A 20,126-nucleotide genomic window follows, 5' to 3' on the forward strand; every position below is an offset into this window, starting at 1 on the left:
GACCGCGAATGCCTAGATTGTCCTCTGTGAGAGCGCTGATCGACTATCTGGATTCCGTAAAGCGGCGCGACCCGGCGGCCAAGTCGCGTTGGGAAGTGCTGCTCTATCCGGGCGCCTGGGCGCTGGCGTTTCACCGCGCTGCCCACTGGCTGTACGAGGGCAAGCTCTATTTCCTCGCCCGGCTGGTCAATCACGTTGGCCGCCTGCTGACCGCGATCGACATCCATCCGGGTGCTCGCGTCGGCCGCTACTTCTTCATCGATCACGGCTTCACGGTCATCGGCGAGACCGCCGAGATCGGCGACAATGTCACTATCTACCAGAACGTCACGCTGGGTGGCACCAATCCCGCGGACGGAATTCCCGGCAAGCGCCACCCGACCATCGCCGACGATGTGGTGATCGGTTCGGGCGCGCAAGTGCTCGGCCCGATCCAGGTCGGCAAGGGCGCCAAGATCGGCGCCAATTCGGTCGTCACCCGCGACGTCCCCGAAGGTGCGACGATGGTCGGCATCCCTGCCAAGCCGGTGCTGGTCGATGCCACTGACTCGAAGCCCGGCTTCATGCCCTATGGCACGCCGTGCAGCGAGATCGCCGATCCGGTGCTGGCCCGCTTGTGCGAATTAGAGCGCGAGATCGAGCGGCTCCGGCACGAACGCCGGGCCATCGGCGAGCCAAAGGCGAAACGCGCTTGAGCGTGATCACGCCGTTCCTGGACATCCGGGGCCGGCATGCGATCACTGCCTTCGACCGCGTCGAGCTCAACGCCATCCTCGACCTTTACGGACGGATGGTCGCCGCCGGCCACTGGCGCGATTATGCGATGGATTTCGAGCCCGATGTAGCGGTGTTCGCTGCCTTCCGCCGCCACAGCGAGCGGCCCGAGGCGCGCATCGAGAAACGCCCCTCGCTTCGGTTGAAGCAAGGGGCGTATGCGTTGATCTCGGAGCATGGCGCAGTGCTCAAGCGGGGCCACGACCTCTACGGCGTGCTCGCCCCGCTCGAGCGCCGGCTCATGCGGCTGGTACGGGACTGACCGGCCGGTCGAGCAGCGGCAACCGCGCCCGAAGTCCGTCCGGAAGCGGCTGGACGATCGCCCGCCGCGCCTGGTGCCAGAATGCCGACAACAGCAACAGCGCCGAGCCGATCACCAGCGCGGTGAGGGCGATGTTGAGCTCGACCGCTCCGAACTCGCGGAACAGCGCCTGGAGCGCGAACAGCACGTAGGCGAGGGCCGAGACCAGCAGCGCGCGGCGGTCGATCGCCAGCGCGGTGATGCCCAGCGCGACATAGAGCAGGATCACCACCAAGCCCTCGCCGATGCCGGCATTGCCGTCGTTGAGGCCGAGCAGCGTGAACACCGGATGCACGATCATCGGCGCGGCCAGCAGGTGCAGCCAGAAAGCGACATCGCTGCGGCGAGTCTGGCGCGCTGGATCGGACGAGTCCCAGCGCATCGCGAACAGGAACATGCCGATGCCCAGCATCAGCACCAGGCCGAGCATGATGTTGTCGTTGTCGGGCAGGTGGGCGATCGCCGCGCCGAGCGCGGCAAGCGCCACCCCGGCCACCGCGGCAGCACCCGCGGCGATAGTGATCGGCACCTTGAACCGGCGCCAGTGGAGCCACGCACCGGCGGCGGCGATGGCGGCGGAGACCGCGATGACCCCCATCGTCGCCGTATCGTTATTGTCGAAGAAGCCCGCTCCGAACAACGCGCCAATGGTCAGCGAGGCAGTCCCGAACACGCCGCCGACGAACGCCAGCAGCAGCAGGATCGACGGCAATGCCATGCGCCGCTTGGCCGTGAAGAACAGTGCCAGGCCCCAGGCCGTGGCGGCGACCGCAGCGGGGGCCAGCGGGCTCGGCCCATCGTCGCCGAGAATGAGGCCGATGGACTCGCCGATCGACTGGCCGATCCACCCGACCGCGAACAGCAGGATTGCGGCGGCGATCGAGACGAAGATGTCGTTAAAACCGGTGATCAGCCGGAAATGCTCTTCGTCCACGGCCGGCAGCGCGCGCTGGCCTTCGACGAAGCTGCGCAGCGCCGCAGCGGAGTCAGCGCTCAGCGCGCCGGACGCCACCGCGTCGTCGAGGTCTTGTTGCGTATACATAGGCCACCCTCCCTGTTGCGCGCGAGCTTAGGGCTGGTGTGTTACGGTGTCAATACAGTGAGGTGAACGGCCGGCGCCCGGGTGGGGGTGGGGGTGAGGTGGACGCCGGCCGAAACTGGTCTGCCTAGCGGCAGCGATAGCGCCCCCGCTCGACTTCGCGGCCGAGCAGTGCGCCGGCAGCCGCGCCCAGGATCGTGCCGGTGGCCCGTTCGCCCCGGGTATCGATCGCACGGCCGATCAAGGCCCCGCCGGCGGCGCCGACAATCAGGCCGGTGGTGCCGTTGGGCCGCTTGCAGCGCAGCCGTCCTTGCGAGTCCTGCCAGGTCCGACCGTGGTAATAGCCGTCGTGGGCCAGTGCGGCCGAAGGCAACACTGGGACCGCGAGCGAGGCGGCGGCGATGGTCATCATGAGCTTGCGCATCGAAACGTCCGTTCGTTGATTTGTGGATGCAAGGCTGGCCGATCAGGCCGGCGCTGGCGAGGCGTGGTTAACGTTAGTCGGGTGCGTTAACGACGAGACGAGCGAAACGCTCCGCTCGGGAGACGGATGACCGTGTGTAACCTCTATTCGATGACCGCGACGGTCGACGAGATGAAGAAACTGTTCGGCGCGTTCGAGGGCAATCGCGCCAACCTGCCGCCGTTCGACGAGATTTATCCCGGCAAGCCGGCGCCGGTGCTTCGCCACGGCGCGGGCGGCGGATTGGAGCTTGAGACGATGACCTGGGGCTTCCCGGGACCGGTAGGCGCCAAGGGCCGGCCGGTGACCAACGTGCGGAATCTCGCGAGCCCGTTCTGGCGTTCGGCGCTCAACAGCCCGGAGCGGCGCTGCGTGGTGCCGGTCACCCGCTTTTGCGAATGGACCGGCGAGGTGGGCGCGAAGCGCAAGGTGTGGTTCGGGATGCACCAGGACCATGACCCGCTGTTCGCCTTCGCCGGCCTGTGGCGGCCGGGCGAGGGCGGGCCGTTCATGGCGTTCCTCACCTGCGAGGCCAATGCTCTGGTCGGGGCGGTGCATCCAAAGGCGATGCCGGTGATGCTTCGCCCGCGGCAGATCGGCGACTGGCTCGAGGGAACGTATGACAATGTCTGCGCGCTTGCCATTCCGTTCGCCGACGGCGAAATGCGGATCATCGACGACGGAGGGATGTGATGGCGAAGAAGGCGAGTGCGAAGGGCGACAAGCCGAAAGCGAAGACCAAGGCGAAGACCAAGACGAAGAATGCGGGCAAGTCGTCGGCCAAGGGCAGCGGCGCGGCCGATGCCCTCTTCAAGCTCGCTGAGCATCCGATCATTGCCGACCTCATCGCGGTCGGGGCGACGGCGGCGGTGGCGGCGATCGTCAAGAGCAAGAGCGACGACGGGCGCAAGCCGGGATCGAGCCGGGCAGTCAAGGATGCCGGCAAGGCCGCCGCGGCGGCGATCGGCGCGCGGCTGATGGACGAGTTCAAGGCGGTCAAGCAAAGCGCGACCGAAGCTCAGGCGAAGGCGAAGAGCTAGTCACGGCGGAAAAGGGTGAGCCGGGCGCGGGCGATGTCGCGCTCGGCGATAATGGACAGTGCAGTGGTTTCCTGAATCGCCCCGCGCGCGGTCTCGATGGCGGCCCAGCCGCCGGGCTCCAGCCAGTCGGCGGCGAGGGCCGCGGGGGTGGCGCCGGAGGCGTAGGGGGGATCGGCAAATATCAGGTGGAAGCTTTGCGTCGGCGCAAAGTTTTCGACTCGGCAATTGACGGTCGTGGCGCGGTCTCCGGCGCCGAGCGCGGCGAGATTGGCGCGCAAGGTGGAGGCGGCGGCGCGGTCGGACTCGACGAAATGGCAGGAGGCGGCGCCGCGCGACAGCGCCTCGATGCCGAGCGCTCCGCTGCCGGCGTAGAGATCGGCCACCGCCAGGCCCTCGAACGAGCCGAGTCGGCTGGCGAGCATCGAGAACAGGCTCTCTCGCACCCGGTCGGCGGTCGGGCGGGTCGCGCTGCCCGGCGGGGCGAGGAGCGTTCGGCCGCGCCACTGGCCGGCGATCACCCTCATCTGGCAGGCGGGCCCTTCAACGTCTGGCGGAAGCGGAACAGATCCTCGCGCGCGACCTCGGCGATCGCGCCCGGCCCGAGGCCTTCGACGGTGAACGGGCCGTAGGCCGTGCGGATGAGCCGGCTGACCTGGAGGCCGAGGAAGGCGAGGACGTTGCGCACCTCGCGGTTCTTGCCCTCGGTCAGCGACAGCTCGATCCAGCAATTGCGTCCGGTGCGCCGCTCGAGATTGGCGTCGATCGACCCGTAGCGCACGCCGTCGATGGTGACGCCCTCGGCGAGGCTCTCGAGCTGGTCCTGGCTGATCTCGCCGAACGCGCGCGCGCGATAGACCCGGGCGACCCCGGTCGCGGGCAGCTCGAGCTGGCGCTTGAGACCACCGTCGTTGGTCATCAGCAGCAGCCCCTCGGTATTGTAGTCGAGTCGGCCGACCGGGATGAGGCGCGGCAGGCCGTCGGGCAGCCGGTCGTAGATCGTCGGCCGGCCCTTGGGGTCGCTCGCCGCGGTCAGCACCCCGGCGGGCTTGTAGAAGCGATAGATTCGCGCGGCGGCGGGGGCGCGCACCGCCTTGCCGTCGACCGTCACTCCGGTGAGATCGGTCAGGAGCGTGGCAGGCGTGGTCAGCACCTTGCCATCGAGCGCGACCCGGCCCTCGCCGATCATCCGCTCGACCTCGCGGCGCGAGGCGATCCCGGCGCGGGCGAGCAATTTGGCGATGCGCTGCTCGCCGTCTTCGCGCGCGGCTGGCCGCGCTTCCGGGCGGGGCGGGCGTGCAGCGGACGGCCGGGCCGATGATTTAGCCGGCGGTCCCTTGGGCGGCACCGGTGGGCGCTTTGTTCGTTGCGGCTTCACAAGCTATTGTCCTACGGGGGTGAGATGCTGTTCGGGAAGCGCAAGCGCCGCGTCAAGCGCGTGCTCATCATCGAGGATGAGCCGCTGACCGCGTTCGACAACGAAGTGATGATCCAGGACGCTGGCTACGAGGTGGTCGCGACCCACGACGATTATGCCGAGGCGATCGCGGCGATGGACCGCGAGCCGGTCGACCTGGTGCTGAGTGACGTTCGGCTGCGCGGCGACCGCACCGGCATCGAGGTTGCCGAGGAAGCCGCCAAGCGCGGCATTCCGGTGCTGTTCGTCACCGGCCACCCGCCCGACAATGCGCACGAGCTGGCGGTCGGCTGCCTGGTCAAGCCGTACACCGAAAAGACCCTGCGCGCCGCGCTCGACGCGGTCGACAAGCATCTCGAGGGCGAAGAGTGCAAGCCGCCCAAGGGCCTGCACCTCTATCCGCGCAAGAGCGAGGCGCAGTAGGGCGCTAATTCGTCATGCCAGCGAAGGCTGGCATCCATGCCTCTCCTTTGCGCGTGACCGAGAGGCATGGGCTCCAACCTCCGCCGGCATTCCATCGGGACTGGGTGCCGACGGAGCCTTGAAGCCGGCTCCGCCTTCGCTGGGGCGACGGAATCAAAGATACCTTTCCACCCGCTGGTGAAACTCCGCGATTCCGGTTTCGAGGGTGCCTAGGATGACGTCGCCGGCAAGGCCGCTGGCCATTCCGCGCTGGCACAGTTCGGCGGCGCGGAAGTCTTCCTTGGCGAAGGCGGTGCCGTCGAGGAGGTCCCAGCTTCGGCGCCAGTGGGCCTCGGCCTCGTTGGTCGCGGGGGCCTCGGGGATCAGCATGAAATCCTCGACCAGCGAAGTCCCGACCGATTGCGGCATGACGACGAGGATGTTGATGTAGTCGGGGCTGACCACGACGATCGTGTTCGGGAAGAGGTGGTAGGTGAAGGTCACCGCCCGGCGCAGCGCGGCGAGGTCGTCGCGGTCGATCGCGGCGAGATAGTCGGCGCGGCCGACCACCGCGCGCTGGTGGTCGCCGATGCGGTCGGCGACGGTGATCCCGTCGGCGAAGAAGCCGGCGATGGTCGCGGCGTGGAGCCGCTGGACGTGATAGGCTTCGAGGAAGGCGTCGATCAGCTGCTTCCAATTGGCCGCGACCCGATGGGTGCGGCGCTCGAACAGATGATGGCCGGCGAAATCGAAGGCGTCGAAGTCGGGCGCGAGCGCTTCAATGTGGGTGAAGTCGGCCTGAGCGCCTTGCGCGAACCAGATCAGGCCGCCGCTTTCGCGCATCGCGAACGAGCGGAGCGGGAGCTGCGCCGGATCGAGCCCGGGGAAGCATTCGGCGCGCGGCAGTCCGACCAGGGCTCCGTCGGCGCGGTAGGTCCAGGCGTGATAGGGGCAGACGATGCGCCGCGCCGGGACCGGCGTGTCGCCGTCGGGCGATAGCAGGCGCGTACCGCGGTGGCGGCAGACGTTGGCGAGGACATGCGCGGCGCCGTCGCGGTCGCGGCTGACGATCAGCGGCAATGCGTAGCCGTCGTGAGCCACCGCCGTTTCCGGCGCGAGCAAGGCCGAAGGCGCGAGCATCAGCGGCACAGAGGCAAACAGCCGCTCCATCTCCCGGTCGAAGCGCGCCGGATCGAGATAGACGTCGGAGGCGATGGTCTCGATGACTGTGCCCACCGACTGTTCGCCGCGCGCGATCGCCTCGGCCAGGGCACGCTGGCCAGGGGTCGGGCGGCGGAGGAGCGGCGCGTCCATCGGCCTGAATGTGCGCCCCGGGGCGCCATGCTGGCAAGGGCCTGTTCAGCGCCGCTGTGGCTGCTAAGCATGGGAAAAGTTGACGGAGGGCGATTATGGCGGCGAGCGCAGCGGCAGTGACGAGCGAGACGGCGCCGCCCAAGGGCCTCAAGCTGCTCAAAGCCGCGCTCGCCAATCGCAAGACGGCGATCATGCTGGTGTTCGGCTTCGCCGCGGGCCTGCCCTACACGCTGCTGATCGGGACCTTGAACGCCTGGCTCGGCGAGTGGGAAATCGACCTGGCGACGATCGGCGTGCTGAGCTGGATCGGGCTCGCCTACGCGTTCAAATTCCTGTGGTCGCCGCTGGTCGACCGGGTGCGGCTGCCGGTGCTCGAGAAGCTCGGGCGGCGGCGCAGCTGGCTGCTGGTGTGCCAGGTGCTGCTGACGCTGACCTTCTTCGGACTGGCGATGAGCGACCCGCGGCTCGCGCTCGGCTGGTTCGCGCTGGTGGCGGTGATCGGGGCGTTCGCTTCGGCCACGCAGGACGTGGTGATCGACGCGTGGCGGATCGACGTCGCCGACGCCAAGGCGCCGGTCGAGATCCTCTCGTCGATCTACCAGTTCGGATACCGCATCGCGGCGCTGATCGGCGGCGCTCTGGCGCTGGTGCTGTCGGAGCGGGTCAGCTGGCCGATGGTCTATGCAATCATGGGCGGGTTCATGGCGCTGACGGTGATCGCTACGCTGCTGGCGCCCGACACGCCGCGCGACGCCATCGAGCGCGAGCAGAGCGCGCTGCGCAAGGCCGGCGCGATCGACCCCAAATTGCGTGCCATCGGGCTCGGCATCGTCGGGCTCGGCTGGGCGTGGGCGATCTGGACGGTGGCGAGCTTCATGATCCAGATGCTCGGCGGGGCGGTCGACCCGGCGACCGGCAAGCCGCCGGTGGTGGGCGATTTCACCAAGGCCTATGGCCCGTGGATCGTCGCCGCGACGGTGATCCTGCCGGCGGTGGTGGCGGCGACGTTCAACTGGCTGAAGGCGCGCAAGGGCTATATCCTGACCGCCGACGAGCCGGCGGTGAGCGGCGGCGAGCGCGCCGCGGACCATGCCTATTCGGCGCTGATCCTGCCGCTTGGCGAACTGGTCAAGCGGATCGGCTGGGGCGTGGTGATCGTGCTCGGGCTGATCCTGTCCTACCGCATCACCGACCTCATCTGGGGGTCGTACGCCTTCCCGTTCTACCTCACCGAGCTCAAATATACCGGTGACGAAGTGGCGTTCGCGTCGAAAATCTTCGGCGTGTTCATGACCATGGCCGGGATCGCCATCGGCGCGGCGCTGTTCGCCACGCTGGGGCGGATGCCGACGCTCCTGATCGGCGCGATCGTCGCGGCGGCGAGCAATTTGCTCTACGCCGATCTGGCCAGCGGGGCGGTCTATATCGACAGCTTCGCTCGGACGCTCGGGCTCGACGCGTTCGGGCATGATTTGCGCATGGTGCGGCTGCTGATCGCCATCTCGGGCGAGAACATCGCCGCCGGGCTCGCGGGGGCGGCGTTCGTGGCCTATCTGTCGTCGATCACCAGCCGCGAATTCAGCGCGGTGCAATATGCCTTGCTGTCGTCGCTGACGTTTTTGGTCGGATCGTTGGGGCGGGCGTGGATCGGCGAGCGGATCGAGCAGGTCGGCTATGCGCCGGTGTTCATCCTGTGCGCGCTGATCGGCGTGGTCGCCGTCGGGTTCGTGATCCTCGAATGGGTGCGGGTGGCGTGGGCCGAGCGGCGGCGCGGTGACGGCGATGTGCTGAGCGCCGATGCGGCGCGCGCGGTGGAGGGCGACACCGCCTAGTCGGGCTGCTCGTTGTTGAGGGCAAGCGCGCGGCCGGCGAGGTAGAGCGAGCCGACGATGAGGCGCGGGACCGGGAGGTTGGTGAGCGCTTCTTCCAGCGAGGGTGCGGCGCGGCCGGCGAATTTTTGGGCCAAGGCTTGCGGATCGTGGTGGTCGTGGCCGGGCACGGGGACGAAGGTCAGCGAGGCGGCGTGGGGGGCGAGGGCGGCGAGGATCGCGCCCGCGTCCTTGTTGGCGAGGATCCCGGCGACGAGGTGCATCGGGGCGCGGGTTTCGAGCAGCGTAGCGAGGGCGGTGGCGGCATCGGGATTGTGGGCGCCGTCGATCCATGTTTCGACGCGGCCGAGCGGGCCATCGGCGAGGCGCTGGAAGCGGGCCGGCCAGCGGGCCGCGGCGAGGCCGGAGCGGAACTGGGCTGGCGTGACGGGCAGCCGGTCTCGCGCGGCGAGCATCTGCCAGGCGAGGTTGGCGTTGCGGACCTGCCACGGGCCGGCGAGGGCCGGGACGAGGGTCGGGTCAGGGGTCCAGTCGCGGCCTTCGAGGCGGAGGTCGGCGCCGCACTCGGCAGCGACCCGGACGATCGCCGCTCGGGCTTCGGGGGGCTGGGCGAGGGCGACGAGCGGCACGCCGCGGCGGGCGATGCCGGCTTTCTCGGCGGCGATGCCGGCGAGGTCGGACCCGAGGAATTGCTCATGGTCGCGGCCGATGCTGGCGATGCCGGTGGTGAGCGGCGCTTCGAATACGTTGGTGGCGTCGAGCCGGCCGCCCAATCCGACCTCGATGATCGCGGCGTCGGCGGGGGTCCGGGCGAAGGCGAGGAAGGCGGCGGCGGTGGTCGCTTCGAAAAAGCTCGGGTGGATGCCGGCGCTCGCCTCGCGCACTTCGCGCAGGAGATCGGCGAGGGTGTCGTCGTCGATCAGGCGACCGGCGACCCGGATGCGCTCGTTGAAGCGGACGAGGTGCGGGCTGGTGAAGACGTGGACGGCGTGGCCGGCGGCCTCGAGCGCGGCGCGGAGGAGAGCGCAAGTCGAGCCCTTACCGTTGGTCCCGGCAACGTGGAGCACGGGCGGAAGCGTGTCCTGCGGTCGGCCGAGGCGGCCCAAGAGCGCGGCGATCCGCTCGAGCCCGAGCACGTCGGCGCCGGGCGAGAGGAGGTGCAGGCGGTCGAGTTCGGCCTGGACGCCAGGGTGGGCGGAGGTGGCGGAGTCCGCCAATTGGGCTAGGCCGCCTTCTTCTTGCGCGGGGCGAGATAGTCGATCAGGCGGGCGACGGTGGCTTTCAGGTCGTGGCGCTTGACGACCATGTCGATCATGCCGTGCTCGAGCAGATATTCGGCGCGCTGGAAGCCCTCGGGGAGCTTTTCGCGGATGGTCTGCTCGATCACCCGCTGGCCGGCGAACCCGATGAGGGCGTCGGGCTCGGCGAGCTGAACGTCGCCGAGCATGGCGTAGGAGGCGGTCACTCCGCCGGTGGTCGGATCGGTGAGCACGACGATGTACGGCAGGCCGGCCTCGCGCAGTTCGGCCAGCGCGACGGTCGCGCGCGGCATCTGCATCAGCGAGAGGATGCCCTCCTGCATTCGCGCGCCGCCGGCGGCGGTGAAGAGGACGTAGGGCGCCTTGTCGCGGATCGCGGCCCGGACCCCGGCGACAAAGGCGGCGCCGACCGCAACGCCCATCGAGCCGCCCATGAAGGCGAAGTCCTGGACCCCGACGACGGACTTGCGGCGGCCAATCTTGCCGCGCGCGTTGGTCAGCGCATCGCGCGCGCCGGTGTTGGCGCGGGCGGTCTTGAGGCGATCGGTGTAGCGCTTGGTATCGCGGAACTTGAGCGGATCCTCGCGCACTTCGGGGGCGGGGACGATGTCATACTTGCCGTCGTCGAACATCTGTTCGAAGCGCGCCTTGGAGCCGATGCGGTCGTGATGGTCGCAGCGCGGGCAGCAGAACAGATTGTCCTCCCACTCCTTGGTGAAGACCATCGCCTCGCACTTCTTGCACTTGTGCCAGAGGTTGTCGGCGCTCTGGCGCTTGGGCAGGAAGGGAATGCCGCTGCGCACTCGGCTTAGCCAGCTCATCGCGGACCTTTCGAAAAATCGGGATGGGGCGACTAGCGCCTAAGCCGAGGCGCTGTCCAGTTGCAGCCCGGCCGCAATCTGTCGCGCCGCCGCGGCGGGATCGGCGGCGGCGGTGATCGGGCGGCCGATGACGAGTACGGACGCGCCGGCCGCGAGCGCATCGCGCGGAGTCATCACGCGCTTCTGGTCGGCCTCAGCGGTGCCGCCGGGACGGATGCCGGGGACGACGAAAAAGCCGTCGGGCCAGGCGGCGCGGGCGGCGGCGACTTCGGCGCCGGAGCAGACGATGCCGTCGAGCCCGGCGCTGCGCGCGAGACCGGCGAGACGCGCGACCTGGTCGGGGGGCGCGCCGGCGACGCCGATTCCGGCGAGGTCAGTGGCATCGAGGCTGGTGAGAACGGTGACCGCGACGACGCGGGTGGCGGCGGGGGCGGCGGCCCTGGCGGCTTCGAGCATGGCACGGCCGCCGACGGCGTGGACGGTGAGGATCGCGGGCGCGAGCGGGGCGAGCGCGGCGACCGCCTTGCCGACCGTGTTGGGGATGTCATGGAGCTTGAGATCGAGGAAGATCGGCAGGCCGGCATCGGCGAGTGTGCGAATGCCGTCGGGGCCGTTGGCGGCGAAGAATTCGAGGCCGAGCTTGAGCCCGCCGACGTGCGGCGCGACGGCTTCGGCGAGGGCGCGCGCGTGCGCCGGCTCGACCGTGTCGAGCGCGACGAAAATCGGGTTGGTCACTCGGTAAACTCGGCGCGCGCGGGCGGCGGGTCGCTGGTGACGGTCGCGGCCGGCGGCGGCGGGACCGGGGTTCCGGCCGAGCCGTCCGGTCCGATGCGCCGGGCGCGCCACAATTTGCCGCGCATCACCAGCCAGGTCGGGAGCCAGCCGGCGAGGAACGCCAGCAGCAGCAGGAACGGCAGCTTGATGGTGACGAGCAGCCCGCCCCACAGCTTGATGGTGACGTCGGTCCAATTGGCGGCGGCGAAGATCGACAGCCCGGCCGCGATCAGCACCCACAACAAGGTTCGAAGAAATTGCATCGTGCTTGCCCTCGCTGAGCGGAGACTTAGTGCGGGCTCGGCGCGAACGCCAGTCCGACTCCTTTCGTCGCGGCGGCGAGTCGCTTCGTCGTTACCGCCGCATGGGCGGATTGCGTGACCGCGAAGGCTGGCGAACAGCAAAGATCGGGGAGGACGGCACAGCTTTGGAACGGCCATTCAAGATCGGCCTGGCGGGCTTCGCCGCGGTCGCCGCGGTGCTGGCGCTGGCCGGGCGCGAGCCGCGCAAGGCCGAGCCGGGCACGCCGCGTTCCGACCTCATCACTTTGGCCAAGGTGTCGACCGCCGACCGGCGCGCGATCGACTATCGCCTGCTCGACGAGCGGCTCAAGCGGATGGCGGCCAAGCCGACGATGGTCGGGCTGGCGGTGGGCGTGGTCGAGAACGGGCGGATCACATTTTTGAACGGCTATGGCGAGACGCTCGCCGGGTCGGGCGAGGCGGTCACCCCGCAGACGGTGTTCCGCTGGGCGTCGGTGTCCAAGGGCGTCGCGGGGACGATGGCGGCCAAGCTGGCCGAGCAGGGCAAGCTCGATCTCGCCAAGCCGATCGGGCTCTATGCGCCGTCGCTCAAATTGCCCGGCGGCAACGAAACGCGCGCGACGCTCGGCGATGTGCTCAGCCACCGACTCGGCCTCTATCGCAACGCCTATGACGACAAATTGGAGGCCGGCGAGAATCCGTCGGTCATTCGCCGCAACCTCGGCTCGCTCGCCTCGCTGTGCGCGCCCGGAACCTGCTGGAGCTACCAGAACATCGCGTTCGACGCGTCGAGCGAGGCGGTCGTCGGGGCGACCAGCAAGAGCTATGAGGAGGCGGTCACCGCGACCCTGTTCCGGCCGCTCGGGATGACCTCGGCGACGATCAGCCTGGCGGGACTTCAGCGCGCGCCGAGCTGGGCGCGGCCGCACAGCGTCGGGCGGCGGCCGCTCGAGCTCAGCGACGCCTATTACCGGGTGCCGGCGGCGGGCGGGGTCAACAGCAACATCAAGGATCTGGCGCTGTGGATGATCGCCCAGATGGGCGGCATGCCGGAGGTGCTGAACAAGAGACTGCTGGACCAGATCCACGCGCCGCTGGTGGCGACTCCGGGTGAGCTCCGGCGGTTGCGCAAGTTCCGCGAGCGGCTCGACCAGCCGCACTATGGCTACGGCTGGCGCAGCTACCTCTATGCCGGGCACCGGATTGTCGGCCACCGCGGCGGGGTCAACGGCTACCGCTCGCTAATCCTGTTCGACCCGGCGCTGAAGAGCGGCGTGGTGGCGATGTGGAATTCGAGCACGTCGCAGCCCGGTGGGCTCGAGTTCGAAGTGATGGACATGCTCTACCGCCTGCCGCTGCGCGACTGGATGGAGCTCGACCAGTCGGCGGCCCCCGCGGCGACCATCGCCGCGGCCGAGGAAGAGCCGAACAGCGGCGGCGAGGCGCGCAACTAGCCGGCGGGGGCAGGCGTTGGCGCGGGCAAAGGAGTTTTCGCGCCATGTCCGACACCGCCGAGCCGATGATCCACGAAGACCAATTGCCCGGGCACGAGAGCAGGCTCGAGCCCAAGCCCGACTGGGAACCGCGCTATCCCGGCTCGGGGCGCCTGAAGGGCAAGACCGCGATCGTCACCGGCGGCGACAGCGGGATTGGGCGGGCGGTGGCGGTGCTGTTCGCGCGCGAGGGCGCCAATGTCGCGATCCTCTATCTGTGTGAGCATGACGATGCGGAGCTGACTCGCAAGGCGTGCGAAAAGGAGGGTGCGCGAGCGATCACGATCGCCGGTGATCTCGGCATCAAGAGCTTCTGCGAGGAGGCGGTGACGAAGGTGGTCGACACCTTCGGAAGCGTCGACGTGCTGGTCAACAATGCCGGCGAGCAGCATCCCGACAAGGACATCACCGGGATCACCGAGGAGCAGCTGAAACGCACCTTCCAGACCAACATCTATTCGATGTTCTATCTGACCCAGGCGGTTCAGCCGCATCTGAAGCCGGGCTCGTCGATCATCAACTGCACGTCGGTGACGATGTACAAGGGATCGAAGGACCTGCTCGATTACAGCGCGACCAAGGGCGCGATCACGGCGTTCACGCGCTCGCTGTCGGAGAACCTCGTCGGTGACCGAATCCGAGTCAACGCGGTCGCGCCGGGGCCGATCTGGACCCCGCTCAACCCGTTCGGCGGAAAGCCGCCCGAGGACATCCCCGAATTCGGCAAGGACACGCCGATGGGCCGGCCGGGCCAGCCCAACGAGGTCGCGCCGAGCTTCCTGTTCCTGGCGTGCGAGGACAGCAGCTACATGAGCGGGCAGGTGCTTCATCCCAATGGCGGGATCATCGTCAACGGCTAGCGCGCCAGGATCGTTTTCGCGGCGCGCGAAAAGGGCTATGATGCGCCGGTCGAGAGACGGGGAATGCGGTCGCTGATCCTTGTAAGGAGGATGTGCAATGGCGAAGCTTGTAATCCTGACTGCACTGCTCGGGGCGGCCGCCCAGCCTGCCGCCGCGCAATATTCGGCGCCTCCCTATGGCCAGGGCTGGGGGCCGAACCAGCCGATCGTGCGGGTCAACCAATATGACGGCGGAACGGTCAATCTGCGCAATGGCTGCGTGGTGGCGTTCAACAGCTATGGCCGGGCGCTGAGCCGAAGCCCGCGCTGCACGCCGCTGATGGTCGACGCCGCGCGCGACCTGTTCCGCCGCAACCAGATGGGCCAGGCCTATCGCCCGTCGGGCGGCGCCTGGGGCCCGCCGCGCGTGGCGTGGTGGGGCAATTCGGTGCGGGTCGATTTCCCCGGCATCGCCTGCTCCTACGTCTATTCGCGCAACGGCGAATTGCTGCAGACGCTCGGCGATCGCTGCACGGCGCAGACGCGCGGCATTGCCAACGAGGCGCAAACCGCATTCCGGCGCGGCTGGCGGGGCTAGCTCAGGCGTCGCCGCCGATCGCGGCGAACCAGTCGGCGTAGGGCGTGGTTAGGGCCATGTGGCGGTTATAGTCGGGTGCGCCGTCGTCCCACCACGGCGGGCCGCGTTCGCCCAGCGCGAGCTTGGCGGCGTGGACCCGGGCACGGGCGGCTTTTTCGGCGGCGGCGTCCTCCGATCTGAGCGCTCGACCGACGGCGGAGCGCGCGGCCATCAGCTCGGCGACTAGGCGGGTTCGCTCGGGCTCGGGCAGCGCGGGGTTGGAGCAGCGCCACAGCCGGCCGCGGACGACGAAATAGCGGCCGTCGGGGGTGGTCGGGTAGCGCGCCGCGCTCACTCCGCGCGGGCGGTGAGCCAGTGTTCGAGGTCGTCGCTGCCGCCGATCACCTCGCCATCGATCTCGACCAAGGGCGTGGTCGAAACGCCCTTCTCCTCCTCGAACGCGTCGACCTCGGCGCGGGTCTTAAGGATTCGCTCGTCGATGTCGTAGCCGGCCTCCTCGAGCAATTGTTTGGCGCGCACTCCGAACGGGCAAGTGTGATCGGGCAGGACCATTCGGGTGAGGGTGGCTTGCATGGCGGGCTCCGGCGTGAGGGTGTCGTCGGAACCGAACGCGGCGTGGGCGGGCCGGTTGCCGACTGCCCTCACTCGATCGTGACGAAACTGTCGAGCACCCGCTTGCGGCCGGCCTTTTCGAACTCGATCTCGAGCTTGTTGCCCTCGATCTCGGCGATGGTGCCGTAGCCGAACTTGCCGTGGAACACGCGCATTCCGGTGGTGAGGTCGTCGCGGCCCTTGTTGCCGAGGGAGACGGCCGAGGCGCGCGCCTCGATGACGCGTTGCGGCTGGGCAGAGAAGCGGCCCTGGGCGCGCTGCCAGCCGGCGCCGCGGGTCGAGGCGCGGTCGGCGCGGGCGGCGGCGAGGTGGGCGAACGGGTCGCCCTGCTCGCTCCACTGCGCGCGCCACAGGCTTTCGCCGCCGGTCATCGTCGTCTCGGTTTCGACATGCGCCTCGGGCAGTTCGCCGACGAAGCGCGACGGGATCGAGCTGGTCCACTGGCCGTAGATTCGGCGGTTGGCGGCATGGAACACGAAGGCGCGGTCGCGGGCGCGGGTGAGGGCGACATAGGCCAGCCGCCGCTCCTCCTCGAGGCTCGCCAGCCCGCCCTCGTCGAGCGCGCGCTGCGAGGGGAACACGCCCTCTTCCCAGCCGGCGAGGAAGACCTGGCTGAATTCGAGGCCCTTGGCGGCGTGGATGGTCATGATGGTGACCTGGTCGCTGCCCTTTTGGGCGTCATTGTCCATCACCAGGCTGACGTGCTCGAGGAAGGCGCCGAGCGAGTCGTATTCCTCCATCGCGCGGGTCAGCTCGGCGAGGTTCTCGAGGCGGCCGGCGGCCTCGGCGCTGCGCTCGGCCTGGAGCATCGCGGTGTAGCCCGATTCGTCGAGCAGGATTCGGGCCAGCTCGGGGTGGGGGAGGGTGCCGGCCTGCTGGCGCCAGCGGGCGATGTCCGCCACGAAGCGGGCGAGTGCGTTGCGGGCGGCAGGGCGAAGCTCGTCGCTGTCGAGCAATTGCGCGGCGGCGAGCAGCAGCGGCTGGCCGGTGCGCCGGGCGAAATCGTGGATCGTCGCCAGCGCCTTGTCGCCGAGCCCGCGCTTGGGCTGGTTGACGATCCGGTCGAAGGCGAGGTCGTCATTGGGCTGGGCGACGAGGCGGAGGTAGGCCAGCGCGTCGCGGATTTCGGCGCGCTCGTAGAAGCGGAAGCCGCCGACGATCTGGTAGGCGAGGCCGATGGCGATGAACCGCTCCTCGAACTCGCGGGTCTGGAACTGGGCGCGCACGAGGATCGCGCAGTCGGCGAGGCAGCCGCCGCCGCGGACGTGGTTCTCGATCTCCTCGCCGACTCGGCGCGCCTCCTCGGGCCCGTCCCACACGCCGATGACCTTGACCGGGTCGCCGGCATTGCTCGCGGTCCACAAGGTCTTGCCGAGCCGGCCACTGTTGTTGGCGATGAGCCCGCCGGCGGCGCCGAGGATGTGGGGGGTCGAGCGGTAATTCTGCTCGAGCCGGATGACTTTCGCGCCCGGGAAGTCGGTTTCGAACCTGAGGATGTTGGCGACCTCGGCACCGCGCCACGAATAGATCGACTGGTCGTCGTCGCCGACCACGCAGATGTTGCGGCGGGGCTCGGCGAGCAGGCGCAGCCAGTCGTACTGGCTGGCGTTGGTGTCCTGATATTCGTCGACCAGGATGTAGCGAAAGCGGTCGCGATATTGTTCGAGCACATCGGCGCGGGTGCGGAAGATGACCAGCATGTGCAGCAACAGGTCGCCAAAGTCGCACGCGTTGAGGGTCTTCAGCCGGTCCTGGTAGGCGGCGTAGAGCTCGGCGCCGCGGCCGTTGGCGAAGGCCTCGCTCTCGCCGGCGTCGATCTGCTTCGGGGTCCAGCCGCGGTTCTTCCAGCGGTCGATCAGCCCGGCGAGCTGGCGCGCCGGCCAGCGCTTCTCGTCGAGGTCGGACGCGACGATGAGCTGCTTGAGCAGCCGCAACTGGTCGTCGGTGTCGAGGATGGTGAAGTTGGACTGGAGGCCGACCAGCTCGGCATGGCTGCGCAGCATCCGCGCCGCGACCGAGTGGAAGGTGCCGAGCCACGGCATTCCTTCCACCGCCCCACCGGTGATGTGGCTGATCCGCTCGCGCATTTCGCGGGCGGCCTTGTTGGTGAAGGTGACAGCGAGGATCTGGCTCGGCCAGGCGAGGCGGCTGGCCATGATGTGGGCGAGCCGGGCGGTGAGCGCCGCGGTCTTGCCGGTGCCGGCCCCGGCCAGCATCAGCACCGGCCCCTCGATGGTGAGGACGGCGTCGCGCTGCGGCGGGTTCAGCCCGTCGAGATAGGCGGGATCGTTGACGGCGGGGGATTCGGGCACGCGCGAACGATTAGGGAACGCGCGCCAGATCGGCAAGGATCGGCCGGCGATCCACGGGGGACCGCCGGCCGAAAATCGTTAGGCCTCGAGGCCGTGCTTGAGGCTGCTCATCTTGTCATGGCCTTCGCGCACCGACTGATAGGCGCGCTCGACCGCGGTGCGGCTCTCGCCCTGCAGCGTGTCGCTGCCCAGTGCGGTCTCGAACTTCTCCTTGAGATAGTCCTCGCCGCGCTCGACCTCGTTGATGATCGCCTTGTCGTCGCGGCCGGTGATCGCCGACTTGAGGTCGAGCCAGGTCTGGTGGAGGCCGCCCAGCGTCGAGCCATCCTGGTCGGGTTCGCCGCCCAGCCGGCGGACTTCGGCGGCGAGATCGGCCGAGGCGCGCGAGCGCTGGTCGGCAAACTGGGTGAACAGCTCGCGGAACTGCTCGGACTCGACGTCCTGCGACGCCTCGCGATAGCCGTTGACGCTGTCGTTGAGGGTCGAGGTGAGGGTCTTCAAGGTGGCGAGGTCGTCGTTCTGGCCGATCATGGCAATACGCTCCTTTACGAGGGGGGGTTGATAACCCTGACCCAACGCGCAGGCGGCGGGTTGGATGCGCCCGGCGGCGGCTTGTGCCGAGGATTCGACGAGCGCATGATTGGGCGATGAGCGAAGTCATGTGCGGCGGCTGCCGCTGCGGCGCGGTGCGCTATGAAATCGGCGCGGTGGTGCGCAACTCGATCTGCCATTGCCGCGACTGCCAGCGCAGCGCCGGAGCGCCGATGGTCGAATGGATGCTGGTCGACGAGGGTGAGCTGAGCGTCAGCGGCGAGCCGGCGACGTTCGAAAGCGCGCCGGGCACGTTTCGGAGCTTCTGCGCGGCGTGCGGCACCGGGCTATTCTACCGCAACGCGGCGATCTTCCCCGGCCAGGTCGATGTCCAGACCGTGACCCTCGATGCGCCCGAGCTGGCGCCGCCGCCGAGCGGCCAGGTCCAGGCCGCCGAGCAGCGCGTGTGGGTGGCCGCGCTCGACTCGATCCCGGCCTGGCCGCGCTACCCCGGCATGTAAATTTTCAGCCAACAAAAGTTATGCGCCATATCCCCGTTATCCACAGGCCAAATGCCAAAGATTCCGCTTGGCGCGACTCGGGAACAGGGGTCACCTTCCATTTGTGATCGGGACGGAAGGCCCCGCCTCACAGGTCGGCCGGCAACGGCGGGACGGTGAGGAGAGGACGGAAGGACCGATCTCCGCCGGCAGGCGATGGAAAGCCCGGGAACGAGGCCGAACTGCTCTTCGGAGCGATGACGCAGCGGACCATGGTGCTCTTCCGGACCAGCCGGTCAGAGGCGCCGGAAGAGTTGGTCCCGGCTATTGCGAAAGGCGGCTTTCCCCAGGGAAGCAGGCCGCGCGAGAGGGGGCCAGCCCAAGAAGGCCGCGGAATACCAGGGCGCGTCGGAGTCTTCGGACGAAGCCGCGAAGTGGACCGCCAAGGCAGCCGGGAGTTCTTCGGAACGAGCGGCGGCGGAAGCGGGAAGCGAGGTTCCTCGGAGCCACCTTGGGGGGAAGCGAACCTGAGCTGGTGCGCCAGGATCGAGGAGCGGGAGACCTTCGGGTCGCCAAGCTGACGAACACCGGCAAATCCATGTCTCGGCGCAGGAGAGGGCTGGCGGAAACGCCGGCCCTCTTACTGTTTGTGGCTTATCGGCTGACGGGCGCCACCTCGACAGTTTCAGGGAGCGGCCATAGATTGGCGCCATGTGGCGTCTTCCGTTCGCTTGTTTGCCCGCAGCCTGCGCGGTGCTCGCTGCGCCTGTGATTGCGAAACCGCCGCCGCCAGTAGCGCTCACGCCAAGCGGCAAATGGTCGGTCGAATATGCGACCAACATGTGCGTGCTGAGCCGGATGTTTTCGGCGGGAGCCGCAAACGTCCAGTTTTCGGTCAAGCCCTCGCCGAACGCCGATCAGGCGCGGCTAATGGTGATCGAGACCGGCAAGCAGCTCAAGGCGCAGTCCGGAATACCCGAGGTGAGCTTCAGCGACGGGAGCCGACCCGAACGGGTCCAGGTGCGCGCCGTGTCGAAGGATGGCATAGCGCTGACGGCGGTCGATCTGCCACGTTCATCGCTGGCTCCGCTCGATTCGCCGGACGGCGCGATCACCATCCGCTTCCGCGATGCCGTCAACTACCGCTTCGCACCGGGTGGCATGAAGTCGGCTTGGAAAGCCCTTGCCAAATGCGAGCGCGACTTGCTGAAATCCTGGGGTATGAGCGAGGCCGAACAGGATCGGCTGCAGCGCATGCCCGTTGGCCGACCCGGCTGGATCCGGCCCGACGATTATCCGCAAAGTCTCGTCATGCGCGACATCCAGGGGTCCGTTGGAACGGTCCTGAAGGTTGGCGCCGATGGCCGGGTTAGCGATTGCCGCGCCGCAGAACCGAGCGGTACCGAGTTGCTCGACAAGCGCACGTGCGACTTGCTCCTCAAGCGCGCCCAGTTCGAGCCGGCTCTTGACCACGATGGCAAGCCGATGCCGGCACTGGTCTTCTACCGCGTGACCTGGTTGCTCCAGTAATGGCCGTGGGCAAAAGTG

24 protein-coding genes are annotated in these 20,126 nt (G+C 68.7%); 11 read left to right on the top strand and 13 right to left on the bottom strand.

From position 1 onward, the window contains the following. The first annotated feature begins 26 nt into the window (after positions 1–26). Both epsC and D0Z60_RS02410 read left to right on the top strand, forming a co-directional pair. Positions 27–695 (top strand): serine O-acetyltransferase EpsC, encoded by a 669-nt coding sequence (epsC, locus tag D0Z60_RS02405; protein ID WP_240325510.1) that lies wholly within the window; start codon positions 27–29, stop codon positions 693–695. Then, positions 692–1,036, top strand: a complete 345-nt coding sequence (locus D0Z60_RS02410; protein WP_118856713.1) for a DUF2794 domain-containing protein — start codon at positions 692–694, stop codon at positions 1,034–1,036. The genes epsC and D0Z60_RS02410 overlap by 4 nt, the downstream gene beginning before the upstream one ends. On the opposite strand, the gene D0Z60_RS02415 is transcribed toward D0Z60_RS02410, so the two are convergent. After that, a complete protein-coding gene (locus D0Z60_RS02415) occupies positions 1,014–2,117 on the bottom strand; it encodes a hypothetical protein (protein WP_118856715.1) in 1,104 nt (367 codons plus the stop codon). The two genes, D0Z60_RS02410 and D0Z60_RS02415, sit on opposite strands and share 23 nt — an antisense overlap. Positions 2,118–2,241: 124 nt before the next feature. Further along, positions 2,242–2,538, bottom strand: a complete 297-nt coding sequence (locus D0Z60_RS02420) for a glycine zipper 2TM domain-containing protein (protein WP_118856717.1) — start codon at positions 2,536–2,538, stop codon at positions 2,242–2,244. A 126-nt stretch (positions 2,539–2,664) separates the two neighbouring features. Between D0Z60_RS02420 and D0Z60_RS02425 the strand changes: the two genes are divergently transcribed. After that, positions 2,665–3,270: an SOS response-associated peptidase gene (locus tag D0Z60_RS02425; protein WP_118856719.1), complete on the top strand. Its 606-nt coding sequence runs from the start codon at positions 2,665–2,667 to the stop codon at positions 3,268–3,270. After that, positions 3,270–3,617, top strand: coding sequence for a hypothetical protein (locus D0Z60_RS02430; RefSeq protein WP_118856721.1), 348 nt, complete (start codon positions 3,270–3,272; stop codon positions 3,615–3,617). Before D0Z60_RS02425 ends, D0Z60_RS02430 begins: the two co-directional genes overlap by 1 nt. Here D0Z60_RS02430 and rsmD read toward each other — a convergent pair. Together rsmD and D0Z60_RS02440 are read right to left on the bottom strand one after the other, a co-directional pair. Further along, positions 3,614–4,141 carry a 16S rRNA (guanine(966)-N(2))-methyltransferase RsmD gene (gene rsmD, locus D0Z60_RS02435; protein ID WP_118856723.1) on the bottom strand — a complete coding sequence of 176 codons (528 nt, stop codon included), beginning with the start codon at positions 4,139–4,141 and terminating at the stop codon, positions 3,614–3,616. The two genes, D0Z60_RS02430 and rsmD, sit on opposite strands and share 4 nt — an antisense overlap. Continuing rightward, a complete protein-coding gene (locus D0Z60_RS02440; protein WP_240325511.1) occupies positions 4,138–4,962 on the bottom strand; it encodes a pseudouridine synthase in 825 nt (274 codons plus the stop codon). The genes rsmD and D0Z60_RS02440 overlap by 4 nt, the downstream gene beginning before the upstream one ends. 54 nt (positions 4,963–5,016) lie before the next feature. Between D0Z60_RS02440 and D0Z60_RS02445 the strand changes: the two genes are divergently transcribed. Next, positions 5,017–5,454, top strand: a complete 438-nt coding sequence (locus tag D0Z60_RS02445; RefSeq protein WP_118856727.1) for a response regulator — start codon at positions 5,017–5,019, stop codon at positions 5,452–5,454. Positions 5,455–5,607: 153 nt separating this feature from the next. Here D0Z60_RS02445 and D0Z60_RS02450 read toward each other — a convergent pair whose 3' ends face one another. Then, positions 5,608–6,747 (bottom strand): aromatic ring-hydroxylating oxygenase subunit alpha, encoded by a 1,140-nt coding sequence (locus tag D0Z60_RS02450; RefSeq protein ID WP_118856729.1) that lies wholly within the window; start codon positions 6,745–6,747, stop codon positions 5,608–5,610. A 95-nt stretch (positions 6,748–6,842) separates the two neighbouring features. On the opposite strand from D0Z60_RS02450, the gene D0Z60_RS02455 reads away from it, so the two are divergent. Further along, complete coding sequence (locus D0Z60_RS02455) at positions 6,843–8,579, top strand: AmpG family muropeptide MFS transporter (RefSeq protein ID WP_240325512.1); 1,737 nt, start codon at positions 6,843–6,845, stop codon at positions 8,577–8,579. On the opposite strand, the gene D0Z60_RS02460 is transcribed toward D0Z60_RS02455, so the two are convergent. From D0Z60_RS02460 to D0Z60_RS02475, 4 genes are read right to left on the bottom strand one after another with little or no spacing between them, the layout of a single operon-like run. After that, the gene (locus D0Z60_RS02460) at positions 8,576–9,793 is read right to left on the bottom strand and encodes a bifunctional folylpolyglutamate synthase/dihydrofolate synthase (protein WP_118856731.1); all 1,218 of its coding nucleotides are present in this window, start codon (positions 9,791–9,793) and stop codon (positions 8,576–8,578) included. The genes D0Z60_RS02455 and D0Z60_RS02460 overlap by 4 nt on opposite strands. A gap of 5 nt (positions 9,794–9,798) precedes the next feature. Continuing rightward, positions 9,799–10,656 carry an acetyl-CoA carboxylase, carboxyltransferase subunit beta gene (gene accD, locus D0Z60_RS02465; RefSeq protein ID WP_118856733.1) on the bottom strand — a complete coding sequence of 286 codons (858 nt, stop codon included), beginning with the start codon at positions 10,654–10,656 and terminating at the stop codon, positions 9,799–9,801. A gap of 39 nt (positions 10,657–10,695) precedes the next feature. Continuing rightward, positions 10,696–11,391 carry an orotidine-5'-phosphate decarboxylase gene (gene pyrF / locus D0Z60_RS02470; RefSeq protein ID WP_118856735.1) on the bottom strand — a complete coding sequence of 232 codons (696 nt, stop codon included), beginning with the start codon at positions 11,389–11,391 and terminating at the stop codon, positions 10,696–10,698. Continuing rightward, positions 11,388–11,693 (bottom strand): hypothetical protein, encoded by a 306-nt coding sequence (locus D0Z60_RS02475; RefSeq protein ID WP_118856737.1) that lies wholly within the window; start codon positions 11,691–11,693, stop codon positions 11,388–11,390. Before D0Z60_RS02475 ends, pyrF begins: the two co-directional genes overlap by 4 nt. Positions 11,694–11,857: 164 nt before the next feature. Between D0Z60_RS02475 and D0Z60_RS02480 the strand changes: the two genes are divergently transcribed. The 3 genes from D0Z60_RS02480 to D0Z60_RS02490 all read left to right on the top strand — a co-directional run bounded on the left by D0Z60_RS02480 (position 11,858) and on the right by D0Z60_RS02490 (position 14,623). Beyond that, positions 11,858–13,147, top strand: coding sequence for a serine hydrolase domain-containing protein (locus D0Z60_RS02480; RefSeq protein WP_162888039.1), 1,290 nt, complete (start codon positions 11,858–11,860; stop codon positions 13,145–13,147). A 44-nt stretch (positions 13,148–13,191) separates the two neighbouring features. Further along, the gene (locus D0Z60_RS02485) at positions 13,192–14,046 is read left to right on the top strand and encodes an SDR family oxidoreductase (RefSeq protein WP_118856741.1); all 855 of its coding nucleotides are present in this window, start codon (positions 13,192–13,194) and stop codon (positions 14,044–14,046) included. A gap of 97 nt (positions 14,047–14,143) precedes the next feature. After that, a complete protein-coding gene (locus D0Z60_RS02490) occupies positions 14,144–14,623 on the top strand; it encodes a hypothetical protein (RefSeq protein ID WP_118856743.1) in 480 nt (159 codons plus the stop codon). Between the two features lies 1 nt (position 14,624). Here D0Z60_RS02490 and D0Z60_RS02495 read toward each other — a convergent pair whose 3' ends face one another. From D0Z60_RS02495 to D0Z60_RS02510, 4 genes are all read right to left on the bottom strand, one after another. Further along, positions 14,625–14,957, bottom strand: a complete 333-nt coding sequence (locus D0Z60_RS02495) for a hypothetical protein (protein WP_118856745.1) — start codon at positions 14,955–14,957, stop codon at positions 14,625–14,627. After that, complete coding sequence (locus tag D0Z60_RS02500; RefSeq protein WP_240325513.1) at positions 14,954–15,196, bottom strand: glutaredoxin domain-containing protein; 243 nt, start codon at positions 15,194–15,196, stop codon at positions 14,954–14,956. The genes D0Z60_RS02495 and D0Z60_RS02500 overlap by 4 nt, the downstream gene beginning before the upstream one ends. A 68-nt stretch (positions 15,197–15,264) precedes the next feature. Then, positions 15,265–17,547: an ATP-dependent helicase gene (locus D0Z60_RS02505; protein WP_118856747.1), complete on the bottom strand. Its 2,283-nt coding sequence runs from the start codon at positions 17,545–17,547 to the stop codon at positions 15,265–15,267. A 78-nt stretch (positions 17,548–17,625) separates the two neighbouring features. Continuing rightward, positions 17,626–18,078 carry a ferritin-like domain-containing protein gene (locus D0Z60_RS02510; RefSeq protein WP_118856749.1) on the bottom strand — a complete coding sequence of 151 codons (453 nt, stop codon included), beginning with the start codon at positions 18,076–18,078 and terminating at the stop codon, positions 17,626–17,628. A gap of 116 nt (positions 18,079–18,194) precedes the next feature. Between D0Z60_RS02510 and D0Z60_RS02515 the strand changes: the two genes are divergently transcribed. Together D0Z60_RS02515 and D0Z60_RS02520 are read left to right on the top strand one after the other, a co-directional pair. Continuing rightward, entirely contained in the window at positions 18,195–18,599 is a 405-nt protein-coding gene (locus tag D0Z60_RS02515; RefSeq protein ID WP_118856751.1) for a GFA family protein, read from the top strand. Positions 18,600–19,508: 909 nt separating this feature from the next. Next, entirely contained in the window at positions 19,509–20,108 is a 600-nt protein-coding gene (locus D0Z60_RS02520) for an energy transducer TonB (RefSeq protein ID WP_162888040.1), read from the top strand. Positions 20,109–20,126 lie beyond the last annotated feature (18 nt).

This window comes from Sphingomonas mesophila (assembly GCF_003499275.1).
GTDB classification, from domain to species: Bacteria; Pseudomonadota; Alphaproteobacteria; order Sphingomonadales; family Sphingomonadaceae; genus Sphingomicrobium; species Sphingomicrobium mesophilum.

What these genes read in the sequence shown, in the direction of transcription:
- D0Z60_RS02415 (WP_118856715.1), bottom strand. Translation starts at nt 2,117, where the DNA reads ATGTATACGCAACAAGACCTCGACGACGCGGTGGCGTCCGGCGCGCTG.
- D0Z60_RS02420 (WP_118856717.1), bottom strand. Translation starts at nt 2,538, where the DNA reads ATGCGCAAGCTCATGATGACCATCGCCGCCGCCTCGCTCGCGGTCCCA.
- D0Z60_RS02425 (WP_118856719.1), top strand. Translation starts at nt 2,665, where the DNA reads ATGACCGTGTGTAACCTCTATTCGATGACCGCGACGGTCGACGAGATG.
- D0Z60_RS02430 (WP_118856721.1), top strand. Translation starts at nt 3,270, where the DNA reads ATGGCGAAGAAGGCGAGTGCGAAGGGCGACAAGCCGAAAGCGAAGACC.
- rsmD (WP_118856723.1), bottom strand. Translation starts at nt 4,141, where the DNA reads ATGAGGGTGATCGCCGGCCAGTGGCGCGGCCGAACGCTCCTCGCCCCG.
- D0Z60_RS02445 (WP_118856727.1), top strand. Translation starts at nt 5,017, where the DNA reads ATGCTGTTCGGGAAGCGCAAGCGCCGCGTCAAGCGCGTGCTCATCATC.
- D0Z60_RS02450 (WP_118856729.1), bottom strand. Translation starts at nt 6,747, where the DNA reads ATGGACGCGCCGCTCCTCCGCCGCCCGACCCCTGGCCAGCGTGCCCTG.
- D0Z60_RS02455 (WP_240325512.1), top strand. Translation starts at nt 6,843, where the DNA reads ATGGCGGCGAGCGCAGCGGCAGTGACGAGCGAGACGGCGCCGCCCAAG.
- accD (WP_118856733.1), bottom strand. Translation starts at nt 10,656, where the DNA reads ATGAGCTGGCTAAGCCGAGTGCGCAGCGGCATTCCCTTCCTGCCCAAG.
- D0Z60_RS02475 (WP_118856737.1), bottom strand. Translation starts at nt 11,693, where the DNA reads ATGCAATTTCTTCGAACCTTGTTGTGGGTGCTGATCGCGGCCGGGCTG.
- D0Z60_RS02485 (WP_118856741.1), top strand. Translation starts at nt 13,192, where the DNA reads ATGTCCGACACCGCCGAGCCGATGATCCACGAAGACCAATTGCCCGGG.
- D0Z60_RS02490 (WP_118856743.1), top strand. Translation starts at nt 14,144, where the DNA reads ATGGCGAAGCTTGTAATCCTGACTGCACTGCTCGGGGCGGCCGCCCAG.
- D0Z60_RS02500 (WP_240325513.1), bottom strand. Translation starts at nt 15,196, where the DNA reads ATGCAAGCCACCCTCACCCGAATGGTCCTGCCCGATCACACTTGCCCG.
- D0Z60_RS02510 (WP_118856749.1), bottom strand. Translation starts at nt 18,078, where the DNA reads ATGATCGGCCAGAACGACGACCTCGCCACCTTGAAGACCCTCACCTCG.
- D0Z60_RS02515 (WP_118856751.1), top strand. Translation starts at nt 18,195, where the DNA reads ATGAGCGAAGTCATGTGCGGCGGCTGCCGCTGCGGCGCGGTGCGCTAT.
- D0Z60_RS02520 (WP_162888040.1), top strand. Translation starts at nt 19,509, where the DNA reads ATGGTGATCGAGACCGGCAAGCAGCTCAAGGCGCAGTCCGGAATACCC.